The following is a 16,986-nucleotide window of genomic DNA, read 5'->3' as shown; positions in this document are numbered from 1 at the left end:
GAGTACGGAATGCCCAGCAGCACCGGCCAGGCCACGACGACGAACGCGAGCCGCTATCTCCAGCAGCTCTGCAAGCACTGGTCCCACAGCCTGGCCGTGGAGTTCACGCCGCAGACGGGGCGCATCGTGTTCCCCAAGGACAACCGCGGGGCGAGCTGGCCCGCGGACGCTGTCGCCACCCTGACCGCGCACCCCGATCGTCTGGAATGCCGCCTCGACGCCAGCGTGGACGAGCAGCTGATCGGGATGCAGGGCGTCCTTCAGCGGCACCTCGACCGCTTCGCCTTCCGTGAGGCCCCGCTCGCGATCGCCTGGGGTCCGACTTCGCCCTGAGCCCAATCCGGGTTGCGCCGACATCTTTTGGTTGTGATCCGGATGGAACGCCGCGACAGCTAGGCTGGTTCGGGTCAAGATGATCCCGTGGATCGGGACCAACCCACGGGCGGGAGGCGACCGGGAATGTTGCTGGCGCTTGGAGCGGACCAGGTTTCTGGGCTGGCGCAGCGCCTCGGCGCCCAGGCGACGCCCGATCCCGGGCTGGAGAGGATCGCCAGCCTCGCCGCCGAGTTGTTCGACGCCTCCGCCGCTGCCGTCGCCGTGTTCGAAGGTGGCCGTCTCGTGCTGCGCGAAGGTGCGGAGATCGACGCGGCCTACGCGAGCGATGATCTGGCCAAAGCCCTGACCGCCGCCCGGCGGGCATTCGTCAGCGATTCCGACCTGCCCGTAGTTGGCAAGCGACTGATCGCCGCCGCGCCGATCCTCGGCGCCAGAGAGGCGGTGATCGGCGGGCTTCTGGTGCTGGGCGCAGGCGACGCGGCGCCGCCGGATCCGCAGGCCCTGGCGCGTCTCGACTTGCTTGCCGGGCTGGCGGGAGATCGGCTTCAGGCCGCGTTGGCGCCGGCATTGGCGGCGAGCCGCCTGCAGCTTCTGGATTTCGTTGAGCAGACGGTCGGTGCGGGGCACTGGTTCTACGAGGCGGGCAGCCGATCGGTGATCTGGTCGGAGGAGATGTACCGTCTCACCGGCATCGACCCCGGCGGGCCGCCGCCGGACCTTGAAACGGTGATCGGCCTCTATCCGCCTGAGGAACAACGGCGGTTCACCGCCTATATCGAGGACGCGCTGGCGCACGGTTCGGGCCTCGACAGCGTCGTGCCGCTAAACCGCCGGGATGGCGCGCTGCGCCACATGCACATCCGCTCGCGCGCCTTGAGAGACGCTGGCGGTGCGGTGATCGGTCTGTTCGGGGTGATGCAGGACGTCACCGAACAGCAGCTGCGGCTCAAGGCCGCCGAGAACAGCCGCGCCCGCTATCAGCTGCTGGCCGAGAACATGGCCGACGTCGTCACCCGCATCCGGATGGATGGGGCCAGCAGCTACATCTCTCCGGCCATCCAGGCCTTGATCGGCTACAAGCCGCGCGAGATGGCGGGCCAGCCGGCGCAGGCTTTCGTCTGGCCCGAAGACCGCGCCTTGCTGCTCGGGGCCTTCGCCCGCATGGCGCGGGGCGAGAGCGAGTTCACCCTGGAGCACCGCGCCAAGCACCGCGATGGGCGCCCCGTCTGGGTCGAGACCCGTTTCCAGCTGATCCGCGACGCCGAGGGCAAGCCGGTCGAGATGATCGCGGTGCTGCGGAACATCGACGAACGCAAGAAGGCGGAGAACGCCCACGCCGAATCCGAGGCCCGCTACAGTCTGATCGCCGAGAATGCGCGCGACATGATCTCGCGCACCCGTCTCGACGGGACCGTCCTCTACATGTCGCCCAGCGTGCGGGCGGTCGCCGGTTACGATCCGGCCGAGCTGATCGGCAACAGCATTGGACCGTACGTCCATCCCGATGATCTCGACGGACTGCGTAAAGTCTTTCAGGAGCTTGCCGACGGCGTGCGCGAGGGCGGCGAGCCGGTCCGCTACCGGGTCTGCCACAAGGACGGGCGGTGGATCTGGATCGAGGGCAACCCGACCCTGCTGCTGGATTCCGAGGGCAAGCCCTGCGAGTTCGTCGATGTCTCCCGGGACGTCACCGATCAGGTGGAGCTCGAACAGGAGTTGGTGGCCGCGCGCGACGCGGCCGACGCCGGGGCGCGGGCGAAGTCGGAGTTCCTGGCCAACATCAGCCACGAGCTGCGGACGCCCCTGACTGCGGTCATCGGGTTCGCGGGCATGCTGAGCATCCGCCCGGAGCTGGCCCCGGAATCGCGCCGGTTCGTCGAGCGCCTGCAGGTCGCCAGCCGGGCCCTGCTGTCGACGATCAACGACGTCCTCGACTTCTCGACCCTGGAATCGGGGCGCATGGAGCTGCGGATCGAGCCGACGGACCTGAGGGCGGTGGTCCAGGAGGTCCGGGAGGTCCTTGGCCAGCAAGCAGCCGAAAAAGGCCTCGCCCTGCAGGCCGATCTCGACGACCGCGTCCCTTCCACCCTGGCGCTCGATCGTGGCCGGGTGCGGCAGGTGCTGTTCAACCTGGTCGGCAACGCCGTGAAGTTCACGGCCGAAGGCCGGGTGGACGTCCGTCTGATGATGGACGGTCCGGGACGCGTCCGCGCCGAGGTCACCGACACCGGACCGGGCATCGCCGAGGGCGAGCGGCAGCGGCTGTTCCAGCGGTTCTCGCAGGTCGACGCCTCGGCGACACGCGCGCACGGCGGCACGGGGCTTGGCCTCGCTATCTGCAAGGGGTTGATCGAGGCGATGGGCGGCGAGATCGGCGTGTCGTCAGAGCCCGGCGTCGGCTCGACCTTCTGGTTCACCCTGCCGTTGCCCGAGGAATAGTGCGAGCCCAAGGCTTGGGTTATGGCTGTCGTCGCACATCGATCGGAGACGACATGATCCGCCTCGCTATCCTCGCCGCCGCCCTCACCGCCACCGCCGGCGCCGCCGCCGCCCAGACCCTGCATCCTCTGAAGATCTCGCCGGCCGAGGCTCGCGGCCCGGTGTTCGAGCGCAAGGAGGCCACCAAGGGCTCCCTGATCGACGGCACCCGCGACACCCACCATTTCCAGATGCTGCGCTCGCAGGATCGCGCCGCCACGGCGGGCGTCTTCAAGTCCGGCCCGGCACACGCCGAGTACGAAACCTATGGGGCCGACGAGTTCATGTATTTCCTGGAGGGCAGCGTGACGCTGACTTCCGCCGACGGCACGGTGACGAAGGCCGGCCCGGGCGACGCGGTGACCATTCCCAAGGAATGGAAGGGCCGCTGGGACACCGACGGCTACACCAAGTATTACGTCGTCTATACGCCGCGTAAGTAGGCGCCGCCTCAGCTCCGGCCGGGCGTGACGTTCCTCATCGAGGGGACGAAGGCGTCCGGGCGGACGCCGGGCTCCGGGCGGCCGTGGCGCCGCTCTACGTCTTTCTGCAGTTCCTTGGCGGCCATGCGGTGGCCGCGGAAGAAGGTGTCGATCGCCCAGCCGACCACCGGCACGGTGGACGAGGCGCTGTCGGCCAGCAGCCAACCGGCCATCCGGGTCAGCGTCGACCGCGACGCCCCGGCCTGGGCGGCCTCGTAGAGCAGCAGGCCCCCTGCCCCCAGCGAATAGACCGTGCCGGCGCCGGGAACCCAGGCCAGCACGCCGTCGATGCCGAGGCCCCAGGGGCCGATCCGCACGAGGCCATCTGACAGGCGCTTGATGCGGTCGGCGGACCGCCAGGCGCGGTGGGCACGCTCACGAGTGGGGACCGAGTCGCTCATACGCTGCCAAACGCCGGAAGACGGGCGCCGGGTTCCTAGCCCCACAATCCGGCGGGCGGCGGCTCGATCATCGAGCCCAGGATGGAGAGGCCAGGCTCGCGGTCCCTCGCCAGCAGCAGCGGGCCGTCGAGATCCACGAAGCGGGCGCCGGGCGTCAGCATCATCGCGGGCGCCATGGCCAGCGAGGTCCCGACCATGCAGCCGACCATCAGGTCCAGACCTCGGGCCCTGACGTCCTGGGCCAGAGCCAGGGCCTCCGTCAGGCCGCCGGCCTTATCGAGCTTGACGTTGACGCAGGTGTAGCGGGCCGCACAGGCCTCGAGGTCGGCGCGGGTATGCAGGCTTTCGTCGGCGCCCAGGGGGATGGGGCTCTCGTAGCCCTGAAGCACTGCGTCTTCGCCGACCGGCAGGGGCTGTTCCAGCATCTGGACGTCGAGCCGAACGAGCTCGGGCGCAAGGCGCTGGAGGTCTTCGAAGCTGAGGGACTCGTTGGCGTCGACGATCAGGCGGGTGCGCGGCGCGGCGGCGCGGACGGCCTCGACGGCGGCGAGGTCGTCCGCGCCGGCGATCTTCAACTTCAGCATCGGCCGGCGGGCGTTGGCGGTCGCCGCCTTGGCCATCGCGGCCGGCGCGGCGCGGCTCAGGGTGTAGCAGGTCTTCACCGGGCTCGGCGGCGGCCGGCCGACGAGATCCCAGGCGCGGACGCCGGCTTGCTTGGCTTCGAGATCCCAGAGGGCGCAGTCGATGGCGTTGCGGGCCGCGCCGGGCGGTGCGAGGCGCAGGAGCGCCTCACGATCGGCGCCGGCTTCGATGGCGGGTCGCAAGGCGTCGATCTGGGCCAGGACGCCCGGCACGTCTTCGCCGTAGCGAGCATAGGGAACGGCCTCGCCGTGTGCGTGATGCACGCCGTCGGTGATTTCGACCACGACGACGTGGGCCTGGCGCTTGGCGCCGCGGGCGATGACGAAGGCCTCGCGCAGAGGCCAGCGCTCGTCGCGGGCGACGAGGCGCCTCAGGCCATATCCCCGACGGCGGCGTCGAGCAGCAGGTAGGTCCGGCCGGCGTCGGCGGCGAGCAGGGAGCTCATCAGGAAGCCCTCCGGGTCGCGGACCACCGCGTCGTCGACCAGGGCCTGGTAGCGGCGCAGGTAGCTGGTGACGTCGGCGCGGAGGGCCTCGTCGGTGAACAGGCGGCGGACGATGCGGCGGGTGGCGGCGGGGGCGAGCTTCTTGACCACTTGCCGGGCGCCGTCGATGTCGCCGGTCTGGACGGCGGCGGCGACCTCGTCGATGCGTGGCTTGGGCAGCAGCTTTTCCGGGTCGATGCCCATGCCGGCGAGTTCCGAGGTGAGCCGGGCCTCGAGCTTCTCGGCGTCGCCGACGCCGCCGTCGACGGAGGCCAGGAGATCGGTCCAGGTCCAGCCTTCCGAGCCTTTGGCGGGGGCCGGCTTGGGCGGGACAGGACCGCCGGCCGCCTCGAAGACCTGGCTGAATTCGGCGTCGGTGGCGGTGGGGGCCAGCTTGAGCCGGGGGCGGAGGCCGAGCCGCTCGGCCAGCACCGCGCCGGGCGCGTCTTCAACCTGCGGTTGTTGATCGTCAATGTCGTCAACCGACGGCTCGGGCGCCGGCGGCGGTGCGGCCGCGCGGGTGCGGGCGCGGGGCGTCGGCTCGGCGCGAGGGATCGGCGGCGGCGGCGCGGCCGGCGCGGCCGCAGCCGTGCCCATCAGCCGGACGGCCTCGCTCAGCATCTCGAAGTTGCGGCGAACCCGGTCCTGGAAGGCGGCGTCGATGGCCTCGGCCTCCTCGGCCGTCCGGCGGGCCGCCTCCATCAGCTCGTCCATGCCCTGGGCGACCGTGGCGCGGACCTCCTCGGCCTGGCCGCGGGCGGTCTGCGGCAGGCGGCGGGCGCGCTCGTCGAGCTCGCCCAGCATGGTCTGCAACTCGCCAAGCGTGGCGCGGGCGGCGGCGGCCCCTTCGTCGAGCTTTCGGGCCGTCGCCTGGCCGGCCTGTTCCACCATCTGCGAGGACTGCTCGACCAGCGCCTTAGCTTCAGCCAGTCGGGCCTCGAACACCTGGTTGGCCTTCTGGCCGGCGCTGAACGCGGCCTCGGACAGCTGATCGACCTGATCGCGGGCCGCGGCGGCGTGACGGGCGGCGGCTTCGCGGGTCTCCTCGGCGGCGCGCGCCAGGGCGTCGATGGCGCCGCGGGTCTGGGTCTCGAGCTTAGCGCGTTGCTCGGCGGCGGCGGCGGAGACGGCCTCCAGCGATTGCAGCGTCGATTGCCCGAACTCCTCGCGTTCGGCCCGGGCGGTCTCGGCGAGGTCGCGGAACTGCTCGGCGGCGTCGGCCATGAGGGCCTTGAGCGTCTCGCTGCCGCGCAGCGCCCGCTCGCTCATCTCAGCGGCGGACAGCCGGGCCTGGGCGATGAACTCGCCGAGGCGCTCGGCGTGGCCGTCCGCATCGGCCGCGAAGGCCTGCTGGTCGGCGCGCAGGGCCTGCGACAGGGCCGACAGGGTCTCCCGGTGCTGGACGAGCCCGCCCTCGACGGCGCGAACCTGGTCGGCGACGCCGGAGCCGGCCGTCTCGAGCCGGGCGATGTGGCGATCGAGATCCTCGGCGGCGACGCGGGCGGCGTCGCCCACCTCGGCGGCGGCGGCGGTGACCGCCCCGGCGCGGGCGGCCAGCGAGGCCTCGGCGTCGCGCAGGCGAACGTCGGCGACCTCGGCCGCCTCGGTCAGGATGCGCGCCTGCTGGCCCAGCGCCTCGGTGGTCTTGGCGGCCTGGGCTTCCAGCGTTCCGGCAAGGTCGGCCTCGGCCGCCTTGAGACGGTCGCCAGCCGCGTCGGCGGCCTCGGCGACCCGGCGGACCTGTCCGGAGATGGTCTCGGCGACCTCCCCGGCCCGCGCGCTCAGCGTCTCGGCCAGCGCCCCGATCTCCGTGCGCTCCTGACCAAGCGCGCCCGTCAGCTCCTGGGCGGTGCGGACCGAGGCGCGGGTGGCGTCGGTGAGGCGCAGCGCCTCTTCGGCCATGGCCTGACGCAGCGCGAGCAGGGTTCCACGGGCTTGGTCGGCGGCGGCGCCCGCGGCGACGATCTCCTCTCGGACCGCCTGCACGACGTCGCCGGCACGCGCCGCGGCGCTCAGCGCCGGCGAGAGCATGTCCTCGGCCATCGCCTGGGTGCGGCGCGCCTCGGCGGCGAGCTTCTGGCCCTGGCGGACCATGTAGGCGACGCCCCATACGAGGGCCGCGGGCCCGACGGCCAGCAGGGCGAAGACCAGCAGCGCGAAGCCGTCGTCCTGCAGCGGCGCCACGCGGTTGCGATAGCCGACGGCGAAGGCGAGCGGCGCCAGCGCCCAGAGGCCCGAAACCACCGTTGCGACGAGATAGATCGGCCAGCCGGAGCTCGAGCGCGCGGACCGCAACGGCGGACGCGCCGATGCGAGGGCTTTCGGGGGGACGATCGGCTCAGGTTCGGGCAAGGCGCCGTCGGCCGCGGCTCGCGGCGCCTCGGCCGCCGGCGCAGGCTCCTGATCGTTCGACGCGCCGAAACTCGTCGGCGGCTGGCGCCTGCGGATCTTCATGCGCGCTAACCCCTTCCCTGCGCCAAGCGCAAAGGCCGGCGGCGAAAAGGATTACCTCTCCGCAGGGCGGACGCAAACAGGCGCGGCGGGAAAGCTGGGGGGTAGAAGGTCGCGGGCTCAGGCGCGGACGACGGCGGTGCGCTGCGGCGCGCGAACCGGCTCGGGGCAGTCGACGGCCTTTTCCGCACGGGTTTTGCGCGGCAGGCGGGCGACAACGCGTTCGGCCTGCGGCTGCGGCCGCTCAAGCTGGAGCGGTTCGACCGAGACGCCGAAGTGCGAGAAGGCGACCGCGGAGGAATGCATGACCATGGCGGCGACCACGTCCGTCAATGTCGTCACGAGAGCCTCCCTGCGTCGATGCGAGTCGTCCGACCGTCGTTATACGGAAAGCGTCGCCGTCCCGCGACAGTCCGCCACATGAAATTTTGGAAAGGTAAGGCGGGTCACGCCGCGTCACGGAACGCCGCCCCCTCAAGCGCCAGCAACCACTTCTTGCGCTGCAGACCGCCGCCGTAGCCGGTCAGGGAGCCGTTCGCGCCGATCACCCGGTGGCAGGGAACGACCACGGCGACGGGGTTGGCGCCATTGGCCAGGCCCACGGCGCGCATGGCGCTTGGCTTGCCGATCCGGGCGGCCAACCCCGCATAGCTGAGCGTCTCTCCCACCGGGATGGTGCACAGCGTCTCCCACACCTTGAGCTGGAAGTCGGTGCCGGCAGCCGTCCAGCGCACGGCGTCGAGCGCCGCCAAATCGCCGGCGAAATAGCGCTGGAACGCGTCACGCGCCGGAGAGACCCCGCTTTCGCGCCGTGCCGCCGGATAGCGGCGGGCGATCCAGCTCTGCATGCTGTCCTCGTAGTCGGTCCAGTTGAACGCCCGCAGGGCCCCGGTCTCGTCGGTAACCAGGAGGGCGGTTCCGATCGGGGTGGCGAGGCGGTCCAGGACCAGGCGTTCAGGCTGCGCGCTGGGCATCGGTCTTGATCCTTTCGTGGGGCGGGGCCGCGTCGGCGGCCCACAGGTGTTGCGCCGCATAGGCGCGCCAGGGGCGCCAGCCTTCGGCGATCAGCAGGAGTTCGCGAGGGGTCGGGCGCGGAACGCCGGCCGCCGCCGCATAGGCGCGGTGCAGCGCGACGTCGCCATGCGGAAAGGCGTCGGGCTCGCGCAGCTCCCGCAGGGCGATGTAGTGGGCGGTCCAGTCGCCGACGCCCGGCAGGCCGCGCAGCGCCGCGACGGCGCTGTCGAGGTCGGAGCGCGGCGAGAACACCGCAGGATCTTCGATCACCGTACGGGCCAGCGCCATCAGAGCCGCGCCGCGCGAGCGGGGCATGCCGAGCGCGGCGATATCCTGGCCGACCAGTTGATCGGGCGTTGGGAAGATGCGGGTGAGGCCAAGGCCGGCGGCCGCCGGATCGGCGACCGCTGCGCCGAACGCCTCAGTAAGACGGGCCGCGAGACGGCGGGCCGCCTCGACGGTGATTTGCTGGCCGAGGATCGCCCGCACCGCCAGTTCGAACCCATCCCAGGCGCCCGGGGCGCGCAGACCCGGCCGGGCGGCGACGAGCGGCGCAAGGGCCGGGTCCTGGGACAGCCGCTCGCCGATCAGCGCCGGGTCGGCCGCCAGGTCGAAGACGCGGCGAATGCGAGCGATCACCGCCGGTAGGGTCTGGATACGCGGCAGGCGGATCTCGGCGACCAGGAAATCGCCGTCGCCCGGCGTCACGACGACAAGCCCATGGCCGCCTTCCACCGCCAGCGTACGGGCATAGCGACGCGAGCTGACCGCCTCCACGCCTGGAATGGCCCGAGCGGCGAGGAAGCCGATCATCGCCGACCAGTCGTAGGGCGCGCGATACGGCAGCCGCACGGTGACGCCGCCGGCCGCCGAGGCCGCCTCCCCGCCGCGGGTGCGACGCAGGGCGCCCGGCGGGCGCGCGAACAGCTGCTGGAACGTCTCGTTGAAGCGGCGGACGCTGCCGAAGCCGGCGGCCAGGGCGACCTCGGCCATCGGCAGGCGGGTTTCGTGGATCAGCTGTTTGGCCAGCAGCACGCGTCGGGTCTGGGCCACCGCCACCGGCGAGGCCCCGAGATGCTGCTGGAACAGGCGGCGCAACTGCCGCTCGCCCAGGCCGAGGCGGCCAGCGAGGGCGTCGACATCGCCCTGGTCCAGGGCCCCGGCCTCGATCAGGGCGAGCGCCCGGCTGACGGTGTTGGAGGTGCCGCGCCAGGCGCCGAGGTCGGGGGACGACTCCGGTCGGCACCTGAGGCAGGGGCGGAAGCCGGCCTCCTGCGCCGCGGCGGCCGACGGGTAGAAGGTCATGTTCTGCGGCTTTGGCGTTCGCGCCGGGCAGACCGGCCGACAGTAGATGCCGGTGGTCCGCACGCCCGCGAAGATGCGGCCGTCGAAGCGCGGGTCCCGGGTCAGGAACGCTTGCCGGCAGGCCTGGAAGTCAAAATCCATGGCCGCAGGATGCGCGGCGGCGGCGGGGGTGTCTCGCGGTTTTCGGACATGAATGCCCGATGAACCCCCATTTCGGCGGCCGCAAACTAACGCAACACCCGCAGGGATATGAAATCCAGCCGACACGAGCAGGACAAACTAAGGCCAAGCTCGGTTGATCGGATCGGGCGCTGAGGTGTTTAAGGCGCCGCACGTGTCGTGTGCGGCGCATCGAGGAGAACAACGGGGTGATCGGAATGACGCGGGCCATCGGGATCTCGGCGAACGTCCACTGGCGCACGGCGCTTCTGGGATGCGCCGCCCTGTGCGCCCTTGGCGGACCGGCCGCGGCCCAGGCGCCGTCCCGTCCCGCGGCCCAGGCTCCGGCGCCCGTCGACGACCAGGACCCCTATGCCGATCCGGCCGAGCTCGACGAGCTCGTCGTCGTCGCCGCCCGGCAGCAGCGCGGCGCCGTGGTCGGGGACATTCCGCCTGAAATCCAGCTCGGCCCGCGGGAAATCCGGGCGCTGGGCGCGAGCTCGGTCGCCGAACTGCTCGACGCCCTGTCCCCGCAGACCGGCAGCGGCCGGGGCCGCGGCGGCGGCCGGCCGGTGATGCTGGTCAACGGCCAGCGGATCTCCAGCTTCGCCGAGGTTCGCGACCTGCCGCCCGAAGCGATCCAGCGCGTCGACATCCTGCCGGAGGAGGTCGCGCTGAAGTACGGCTATCCGGCCAACCAGCGCGTGGTGAACCTGGTGCTGCGCCGCCGCTTCCGCGCCCTGACAACCGAGGCCGGCGTGCGCGTGCCGACAGCCGGCGATCGCGAGAGCTTCGACGCCACGGCCAACGTCCTGCGCATCCAGGGCGACACGCGAGTTCAGATCGACGTCAAGGCGGCGCGCTCGACGCCGCTGCTGGAAAGCGAGCGGAACATCCTGCGCGCCGACGGCGCCGCGCCGTTCGCGCTCGGCGGCAACGTCACCGCGGCCGAGCTCGGCGCCCAGATCGATCCGGCGCTGAGCGCGGAGGCCGGGCGGCCGCTGACGGTGGTCGGCATCCCGGCCAACGGCCTGACGCTCGGCGCCTTCGCCGCCGCGCCGGTGTCGACGACGGACGAGGGCCGATATCGCAGCCTGCTGGGCGGATCCAACGAAGCGTCGCTGAACATGGTGCTGTCGCGGCCGATCGCCGAAGGGGTCGGCGCCACCGTCAATGCCCGGCTGGAGGCCAGCGAGACCCAGAGCCGCCTGGGCCTCGACGCGATCACCCTCGCTGCGCCGGCCGGCAATCCGTTCTCGCCCTTCGCCTCCGACGTGGCGGTGCAGCGGTTTTCCGGCCTCGATCCCCTCACCCGCACCAACGACGTGCTGAGCGGGCACCTGGGCATGGCGGTGAACGGCGCGCGGTCGGGCTGGCGCTGGGCGGTCACCGCCAACGCCGACCGGACGCACATCGAGACCCTGACCGAGCGCGGGCTCAACGTGTCGGCCCTGCAGGCGGCGATCGACGCCGGGCTGGCGAACCCGTTCGCCGCCTTCGCGCCGGACCTGGCGACGCCGCGGGCGCCGGACCAGGCCCGCTCCACGGTGACCTCCGCCGACGCCGAGGCGATGCTGAACGGTACGCTGTTCAAGCTGCCGGCGGGGGAGGCCACCACGACGCTGACCATCGGCGGCGAGACCCGGAACTTCGAAAGCTGGTCGCGGCGTCTCGGCGTCACGCGGACCGCCGATCTGTCGCGAAACATCGGACGGGTGCAGGCCAATTTCGACGCCCCGCTGACCCGCCGCGGCGAGTTCCTGGGCGCGATCGGCGACCTGTCGGCCAACGTCAACGTCGCGGCCGAGAAGCTGTCGGATTTCGGCGCCCTGACGACCCTGGGCGCCGGCCTCAACTGGTCGCCGATCGAGCGGCTGCGCTTCATCGCCTCCTTCACCGACGAGGAAGGGGCGCCGACCATCCAGCAGCTGGGCGACCCGGTCATCGACACCGAGAACGCCCGGGTGTTCGACTTCGTCACGGGAAAGACCGTGTTCGTGACGCGTCGCGAAGGCGGAAACCCCGACCTGCTCGCCGACAGCCGGCAGGTCCTGAAGCTCGGGGTCAATTTCAAGCCGCTGCGCGAGACCGACCTCACCTTCCGCGCGGACTATGTGCGCACGAAGATCCGCGACGTGATCGCCTCGTTCCCGGCGGCGACGGCGGAGATCCAAGCTGCGTTCCCGGAGCGTTTCTATACGGATGAAGCGACGGGCGAGCCGGTCTTCGATCTTCGCCCCGTGAACTTCGCGCGGCAGGATCTGGAAGAGGTCCGCTGGGGCTTCAACTATGTCCGGCGCCTCGGTCCGACCCGCCGACCCGGCCAGGGGCCAGGCGGCGCCGGGGGCGGGCGACCGAGAGCCGCCGATGATCCCGCCGCCCCGAACGCGGCCCGAGCCGGTCAGCCGCCGGGCGCACAGACGCCGGCAGGCGAGCCTCCGGCGGCCGAGGGCCAGAGGGCGGAGGGCCAGAGGGCCGAGGGCGGTCCTGGCGGCGGCTTCGGCGGCCGCGGTCCCGGCGGCTTCAGCGGCGGGGGCTTCGGCCGAGGGGGCTTCGGAGGCGGCGGCGCGCTGCAGCTGGCGCTGTTCCACACCGTGCGCCTGCAGAACGAGATCCTGATCCGCCCCGGCGTGGAGGTGCTCGACCTGCTGAACGGCTCGGCCGCCGGCGCCAACGGCGGCCAGCCGCGGCACGAGATCGAAGCGCAGGCCGGCGCGACGCGCAACGGGCTGGGCATCCGCCTCGTCGCCCGCTGGCAGAGCGGCACCGACGTGGTCGGCGCGCCGTTCGGCGGCCAGAACCTGACCTTCTCGGACCTGACGACCGTCAACGCCCGGCTGTTCGCCGACATCGGCCTGCAGCCCTGGGCGCGAGGAAAGCGTTGGCTTCGCGGCACGCGCGCCACCCTATCGGTGGATAACCTCTTCGACACCCGCATCCGGGTGCGCGACGCCAGCGGCGCGACGCCGATCAACTATCAGCCCGACCTGATCGATCCCCTGGGACGCACGGTGCGGGTAAGCCTGCGCAAGCTGTTCTTCTGAACCTTGTCAGGTAGTTGAACCGCAGGTGAACGGATCGCGCGGCGCCGGTTCAGATGGTCGCAGGCATGATGGTCCCACTGAGGAGACCGCCATGAAGAAAGCCCTTCTGATTACTGCCGCCGCCGCCATGACTCTGGCGGGCACGGTGGCCTCCGCCCAGCCCTACGGCTACGGCGGCTACAACGGTCGCGGCTATTACCGCGACTCCGACCGCGACGGCCGGCCGGATCATCGTGAATGGAACCGCGACCGCGACCGCGACGGCCGTCCCGACCAGTGGGACCGCCATGACAATCGCCGCGACCGCTATCGCCAGGGCTACCGCTCGGGCTACGGCTACGGCGGCGGCTACGGGGGCGGCTATGGCTACGGCTATTCGCCCTACTACGGCTCCAGCAGCTGGCGGGCCGGCCAGGTCTATCCGTACTACCGCGACCGCGGATACTACATCAGCGACTATCGCGCCTATCGGCTGCCGCCGCCCCGTCCGGGCTACCGCTACTACCGCTCGGACAACGGCGACGTGGTGATGGCGGCGATCGCCAGCGGCATCATCGGCATGATCATCGGTGGCGCCCTGAGCGACAACGACCACGGCCGGCACCGGTATCGGTACTAGCCGCACCTTCGAGGCCCCGCGGTTCGCCGCGGGGCCTTTTGCTTAGGCGTCGTCCGGCCGGGGCCGGAGAGCCAGCAGCGCCAGGAAGCTGACGAGCGCGGCGCCGCTGAGATAGAGGCCGACGAGGCCGAGGCCGCCGCGCTCGGCGAGCCACTGGGCGGCCATCGGGGTCAGCCCGCCGCCGATGATGCCGCCGACATTGAAGGTCACCGAGGCGCCGGTGTAGCGCACCCGCGCCGGGAACAGGCTGGGCAGGAAGGCGCCGAGCGGCCCGTAGACCAGGCCCATCATCACCAGGCCGAGCGCCAGGAAGGCCCAGATCAGCGCCAGCGAGCCTGCGCCCATCATCGGCCCGAGGGCGAACCCCGTCAGCACGGTGAGCAGGCAGCCGGCCATCAGCACGCGGCGCGGCGAGGCGGCGTCGGACCAGTAGCCGGCGGCGATGATGCCGGCGGCCATGAAGCCGATGGCGCCGAGCTGCACCGCCAGGAAGGTCTCGCGGCTGTAGCCCAGCCGCGTCGTGCCATAGCCGAGGGCGAAGGCGGTGGTGATGTAGAAGACCGCGAAACAGGCGACGACGGCGAAGACGCCGCCGAAGGTCGCCAGGGCGTGGCGGCGGAAGAGCTCGGCCAGGGGGACCTTGGCCGGCGGCTCGGCCTTGAGAGCCGCCGCAAAGGCCGGGGTTTCGGTGAGCTTCAGCCGCACCCAGAGGCCGACGCCGACGAGGATGACGCTGGCCAGGAACGGCAGCCGCCAGCCCCAGGCCTCGAACTGGTCCGGCGTCAGGGTGACGCCGAGCAGCAGGAAGAGGCCGTTGGCCGCCAGGAAGCCGACCGGAGCGCCGAGCTGGGGGAACATGCCGAACCGCGCCCGCCAGCCGGGCGGCGCGTTCTCGACCGCCAGCAGGGCCGCGCCGCCCCACTCGCCGCCCAGCCCGAAACCCTGGCCGAAGCGCAGGACGCAGAGCAGGAACGGCGCCAGCCATCCGGCCATCTGGTAGGTCGGCAGGAAGGCGATGGCGACGGTCGAGCCGCCCATCAGCAGCAGCGAGGCGACGAGGGTCGACTTGCGGCCGATCCGGTCGCCGAAATGGCCGAACACGCTGGCCCCGAGCGGCCGGGCGAAGAAGGCCAGGGCGAAGGTCGCGTAGGCGCTCATCAGCTGGGCCGACGGCGAGGCCGGCGGGAAGAACAGCTTGCCGAACACCAGCGAGGCGGCCGTGGCGTAGATATAGAAGTCGTAGAACTCGACCGCCGTGCCCACCAGGCTCGCGGTCAGAATGCGCCGGTGCGACGCGCCCTCGGCAGTTGCCATCGCCTTGTTCCCCCGTCTCGACCCTCGACGCGATACAGGAGCCGGCGCGCCGAGGCCACCGGGGTCAGTCGCGGGCGGGCTCGGCGGCGGCGATGTCTGCGGCCGGCTCGGCGGCGGGCGGCGGCGCGGGCGCCGGACGGCCGGGCGGGATCACCTGCACCGGCACGCGCTTGACCCCGAGGTCCATGACCGTGCGCCACATCTCGGTCGGCGCGCCGCCGCCGGTGATGCGCGGCAGGGGGGCGTTGTCGTCGCGGCCTATCCAGGCGCAGGCCGCCAGGCCGCCGGTGTAGCCGCAGAACCAGGCGTCGCGATAATCCGAGGTGGTGCCGGTCTTGCCGGCGATGTCGTAGCCGGCAAGTGCGGCGCGCGCCCCCGTCCCGCTGGTCACCACGGCCCGCAGCACGCGGTTGAGATGGGACAGCGCCGGATTGGCGACGACGGGCGTCCAGCTCGGGGCCTTGCGCTGGTAGATCACCCGGCCGGCGGCCGTGCGGATGCGCTCGATGCCATAGGGCTGCACCCGGCTGCCGCCGTTCGAGAACACCGCGTAGGCCTGGGTCAGCTCCAGCGGCGTGACCTGGGTGGTGCCGAGCGCCATGGCCGGATCGGTGTTGACGGGCGAGGCGATGCCCAGCCGCTTGGCCGTCGCCGCGACGGCCGGCCGGCCGACCGCGTCGGCAAGCTCGGCCGCCACCGTGTTGACCGAGGACGCGACCGCCCGCTCGAGGGTGATCGGGCCGAGGAAGCCGTCGTCGTAGTTGCGCGGGCTCCAGTTGCCGATGGTGATCGGCTGATCGACGACGGGCGCGTCGGGCGTCCAGCCGGCCTCGAGGGCGGTCAGGTAGACGATCGGCTTCCAGGCGGACCCCGCCTGCCGCTGGGCGCGGGCGGCGCGGTTGTAGGGCGCCCTGGCGTAGTCCGTGCCGCCGACCATCGCCCGCACCCGGCCCGCGCCGTCGATCGCGACGAGGGCGGCCTGCGCCGCGGGCGCCCGGGCGGCCACCGTCCGGCGGGCGGCGTCGGCGGCGGCTCGCTCCAGGGGGCCGTCGAGGGTGGTCTCGACGATCAGATCCTGGGTCGGACGTCCGGCGAGGCGGCGCAGGTCGGCGTCCAGCCAGTCGAGGAAATAGGGCGCGCCGGCGTTCGGCGGCGTCGTCCACACCCGCGGCTTCGAGGCCAGCGCCTTGGCCCGGTCGGCCGGCGAGATGGCGCCGGTCTCGACCATGGCGTCGAGCACCAGGCGCGCGCGTTCGCGGTTGCGCTCGGGCTGTTCGACGGGGTGGTAGTTGACGGGGGATTTCGGCACGCCGGCCAGCATGGCCGCTTCCATCAGCGTCAGCTTGGCGGCCGGCTTGTTGAAGTAGCGGCGAGCCGCGGCCTCGAGGCCATAGGCGCCGGCGCCGAAGTTGATGCGGCTGAGGTAGAGGCCGAGGATCTGGCGCTTGGTGTAGGTCCGCTCGAGCTGCATGGCGTAGACGAGCTCCGTCGCCTTGCGCTCCACGGTGCGGTCCTGGCTGAGATAGAGCAGGCGCGCGACCTGCTGGGTGATGGTCGAGGCGCCCTGGGTGGCCCGCCCCTCCCCCGCCGCCACGGCGATGGCCCGGGCGATGCCGCGCGGATCGAAACCGGTGTGCTCGTAGAAGCGGCGGTCCTCGATGGCGACGAAGGCGGCCGGCACGTGCGGCGGCAGTCTGGCGACGTCGATGGCCGGACCGAAGGCTCCGCCGCGGACGCCGATGACCTCGCCGTTGCGGTCGAGGAAGGTGATCTGCGGATCCCGCCGGATCGGCGGCAAGGCCGGCAGCTCCGGCGCAGCGATGGTCGGCCCCGCGGCGAACACCGCCGCCGAGGCGAATAGGCCCAGCACGAAAGACAGCTCCTTGACCGGCCCCCGCCGACACCGGGGTTTTGTCGCGCCGGGCGGTCCGGCGGACAAGATAATTCGCGGTAATGTGCGGGCCGGAAAACAAAAAGGCTCCCGAAACGGGAGCCTTCTCGGTGTCCAGACTGGACAATCTTGGGTGCGGGGACAGGATTTGAACCTGTGACCTTCAGGTTATGAGCCTGACGAGCTACCGGGCTGCTCCACCCCGCGGCAAAGCGGTATCGGATCGGAATTGAAGGGTGATTGGACCACACATCCGTTTGGTAGACCTGGCGGCGACCTACTCTCCCGCGCCTTAAGACGAAGTACCATCGGCCCAAAGGGGCTTAACGACCGAGTTCGGAATGGGATCGAGTGGGGACCCCCCGG

13 protein-coding genes, 1 tRNA gene and 1 rRNA gene are annotated in these 16,986 nt (G+C 71.8%); 5 read left to right on the top strand and 10 right to left on the bottom strand.

Annotated elements, in window-relative coordinates; translation table 11 throughout:
- From ACILRF_RS08260 to ACILRF_RS08250, 3 genes are all read left to right on the top strand, one after another.
- Window positions 1-333: DUF2218 domain-containing protein (locus ACILRF_RS08260; RefSeq protein ID WP_395671807.1), on the top strand; the 333-nt coding region annotated here is incomplete at its 5' end.
- Window positions 334-459: 126 nt separating this feature from the next.
- Window positions 460-2,775, top strand: a complete 2,316-nt coding sequence (locus tag ACILRF_RS08255) for a PAS domain S-box protein (RefSeq protein ID WP_395671806.1) — start codon at window positions 460-462, stop codon at window positions 2,773-2,775.
- Between the two features lie 53 nt (window positions 2,776-2,828).
- Window positions 2,829-3,257, top strand: coding sequence for a cupin domain-containing protein (locus tag ACILRF_RS08250; RefSeq protein WP_395671805.1), 429 nt, complete (start codon window positions 2,829-2,831; stop codon window positions 3,255-3,257).
- Window positions 3,258-3,265: 8 nt separating this feature from the next.
- On the opposite strand, the gene ACILRF_RS08245 is transcribed toward ACILRF_RS08250, so the two are convergent.
- The 6 genes from ACILRF_RS08245 to ACILRF_RS08220 form a co-directional block, all read right to left on the bottom strand.
- Window positions 3,266-3,697, bottom strand: a complete 432-nt coding sequence (locus tag ACILRF_RS08245; RefSeq protein WP_395671804.1) for a DUF4112 domain-containing protein — start codon at window positions 3,695-3,697, stop codon at window positions 3,266-3,268.
- 35 nt (window positions 3,698-3,732) lie between these two features.
- Window positions 3,733-4,713 (bottom strand): N-acetyl-D-Glu racemase DgcA, encoded by a 981-nt coding sequence (gene dgcA / locus ACILRF_RS08240; protein WP_395671808.1) that lies wholly within the window; start codon window positions 4,711-4,713, stop codon window positions 3,733-3,735.
- Window positions 4,710-7,277: a polar localization protein TipN gene (locus ACILRF_RS08235; protein ID WP_395671803.1), complete on the bottom strand. Its 2,568-nt coding sequence runs from the start codon at window positions 7,275-7,277 to the stop codon at window positions 4,710-4,712. The genes dgcA and ACILRF_RS08235 overlap by 4 nt, the downstream gene beginning before the upstream one ends.
- 117 nt (window positions 7,278-7,394) lie before the next feature.
- A complete protein-coding gene (locus ACILRF_RS08230) occupies window positions 7,395-7,616 on the bottom strand; it encodes a hypothetical protein (RefSeq protein ID WP_395671802.1) in 222 nt (73 codons plus the stop codon).
- Window positions 7,617-7,720: 104 nt separating this feature from the next.
- Window positions 7,721-8,248, bottom strand: coding sequence for a methylated-DNA--[protein]-cysteine S-methyltransferase (locus ACILRF_RS08225; protein ID WP_395671801.1), 528 nt, complete (start codon window positions 8,246-8,248; stop codon window positions 7,721-7,723).
- Window positions 8,229-9,734, bottom strand: a complete 1,506-nt coding sequence (locus ACILRF_RS08220) for an AlkA N-terminal domain-containing protein (RefSeq protein ID WP_395671800.1) — start codon at window positions 9,732-9,734, stop codon at window positions 8,229-8,231. The genes ACILRF_RS08225 and ACILRF_RS08220 overlap by 20 nt, the downstream gene beginning before the upstream one ends.
- Before the next feature lie 227 nt (window positions 9,735-9,961).
- On the opposite strand from ACILRF_RS08220, the gene ACILRF_RS08215 reads away from it, so the two are divergent.
- Both ACILRF_RS08215 and ACILRF_RS08210 read left to right on the top strand, forming a co-directional pair.
- The gene (locus tag ACILRF_RS08215; RefSeq protein ID WP_395671799.1) at window positions 9,962-12,796 is read left to right on the top strand and encodes a hypothetical protein; all 2,835 of its coding nucleotides are present in this window, start codon (window positions 9,962-9,964) and stop codon (window positions 12,794-12,796) included.
- A 91-nt stretch (window positions 12,797-12,887) separates the two neighbouring features.
- Entirely contained in the window at window positions 12,888-13,415 is a 528-nt protein-coding gene (locus ACILRF_RS08210) for an RcnB family protein (RefSeq protein WP_395671798.1), read from the top strand.
- Window positions 13,416-13,457: 42 nt separating this feature from the next.
- Here ACILRF_RS08210 and ACILRF_RS08205 read toward each other — a convergent pair whose 3' ends face one another.
- The 4 genes from ACILRF_RS08205 to rrf form a co-directional block, all read right to left on the bottom strand.
- Window positions 13,458-14,729: an MFS transporter gene (locus tag ACILRF_RS08205; RefSeq protein ID WP_395671797.1), complete on the bottom strand. Its 1,272-nt coding sequence runs from the start codon at window positions 14,727-14,729 to the stop codon at window positions 13,458-13,460.
- A 64-nt stretch (window positions 14,730-14,793) separates the two neighbouring features.
- The gene (locus ACILRF_RS08200) at window positions 14,794-16,599 is read right to left on the bottom strand and encodes a transglycosylase domain-containing protein (protein ID WP_395671796.1); all 1,806 of its coding nucleotides are present in this window, start codon (window positions 16,597-16,599) and stop codon (window positions 14,794-14,796) included.
- A gap of 151 nt (window positions 16,600-16,750) precedes the next feature.
- A tRNA-Met gene (locus tag ACILRF_RS08195) sits at window positions 16,751-16,827 on the bottom strand.
- Window positions 16,828-16,884: 57 nt separating this feature from the next.
- A 5S ribosomal RNA gene (gene rrf / locus ACILRF_RS08190) occupies window positions 16,885-16,986 on the bottom strand; the annotation flags it as partial.

It is taken from the genome of Phenylobacterium sp., assembly GCF_044236515.1.
Taxonomy (GTDB): domain Bacteria; phylum Pseudomonadota; class Alphaproteobacteria; order Caulobacterales; family Caulobacteraceae; genus Phenylobacterium.
Note: the sequence above shows the minus strand (reverse complement) of the source record. Positions and strands in the feature narration are given on the sequence as shown.

What these genes read in the sequence shown, in the direction of transcription:
- ACILRF_RS08225 (WP_395671801.1), bottom strand. Translation starts at nt 8,248, where the DNA reads ATGCCCAGCGCGCAGCCTGAACGCCTGGTCCTGGACCGCCTCGCCACC.
- ACILRF_RS08210 (WP_395671798.1), top strand. Translation starts at nt 12,888, where the DNA reads ATGAAGAAAGCCCTTCTGATTACTGCCGCCGCCGCCATGACTCTGGCG.
- ACILRF_RS08220 (WP_395671800.1), bottom strand. Translation starts at nt 9,734, where the DNA reads ATGGATTTTGACTTCCAGGCCTGCCGGCAAGCGTTCCTGACCCGGGAC.
- ACILRF_RS08255 (WP_395671806.1), top strand. Translation starts at nt 460, where the DNA reads ATGTTGCTGGCGCTTGGAGCGGACCAGGTTTCTGGGCTGGCGCAGCGC.
- ACILRF_RS08245 (WP_395671804.1), bottom strand. Translation starts at nt 3,697, where the DNA reads ATGAGCGACTCGGTCCCCACTCGTGAGCGTGCCCACCGCGCCTGGCGG.
- ACILRF_RS08250 (WP_395671805.1), top strand. Translation starts at nt 2,829, where the DNA reads ATGATCCGCCTCGCTATCCTCGCCGCCGCCCTCACCGCCACCGCCGGC.
- ACILRF_RS08235 (WP_395671803.1), bottom strand. Translation starts at nt 7,277, where the DNA reads ATGAAGATCCGCAGGCGCCAGCCGCCGACGAGTTTCGGCGCGTCGAAC.
- ACILRF_RS08205 (WP_395671797.1), bottom strand. Translation starts at nt 14,729, where the DNA reads ATGGCAACTGCCGAGGGCGCGTCGCACCGGCGCATTCTGACCGCGAGC.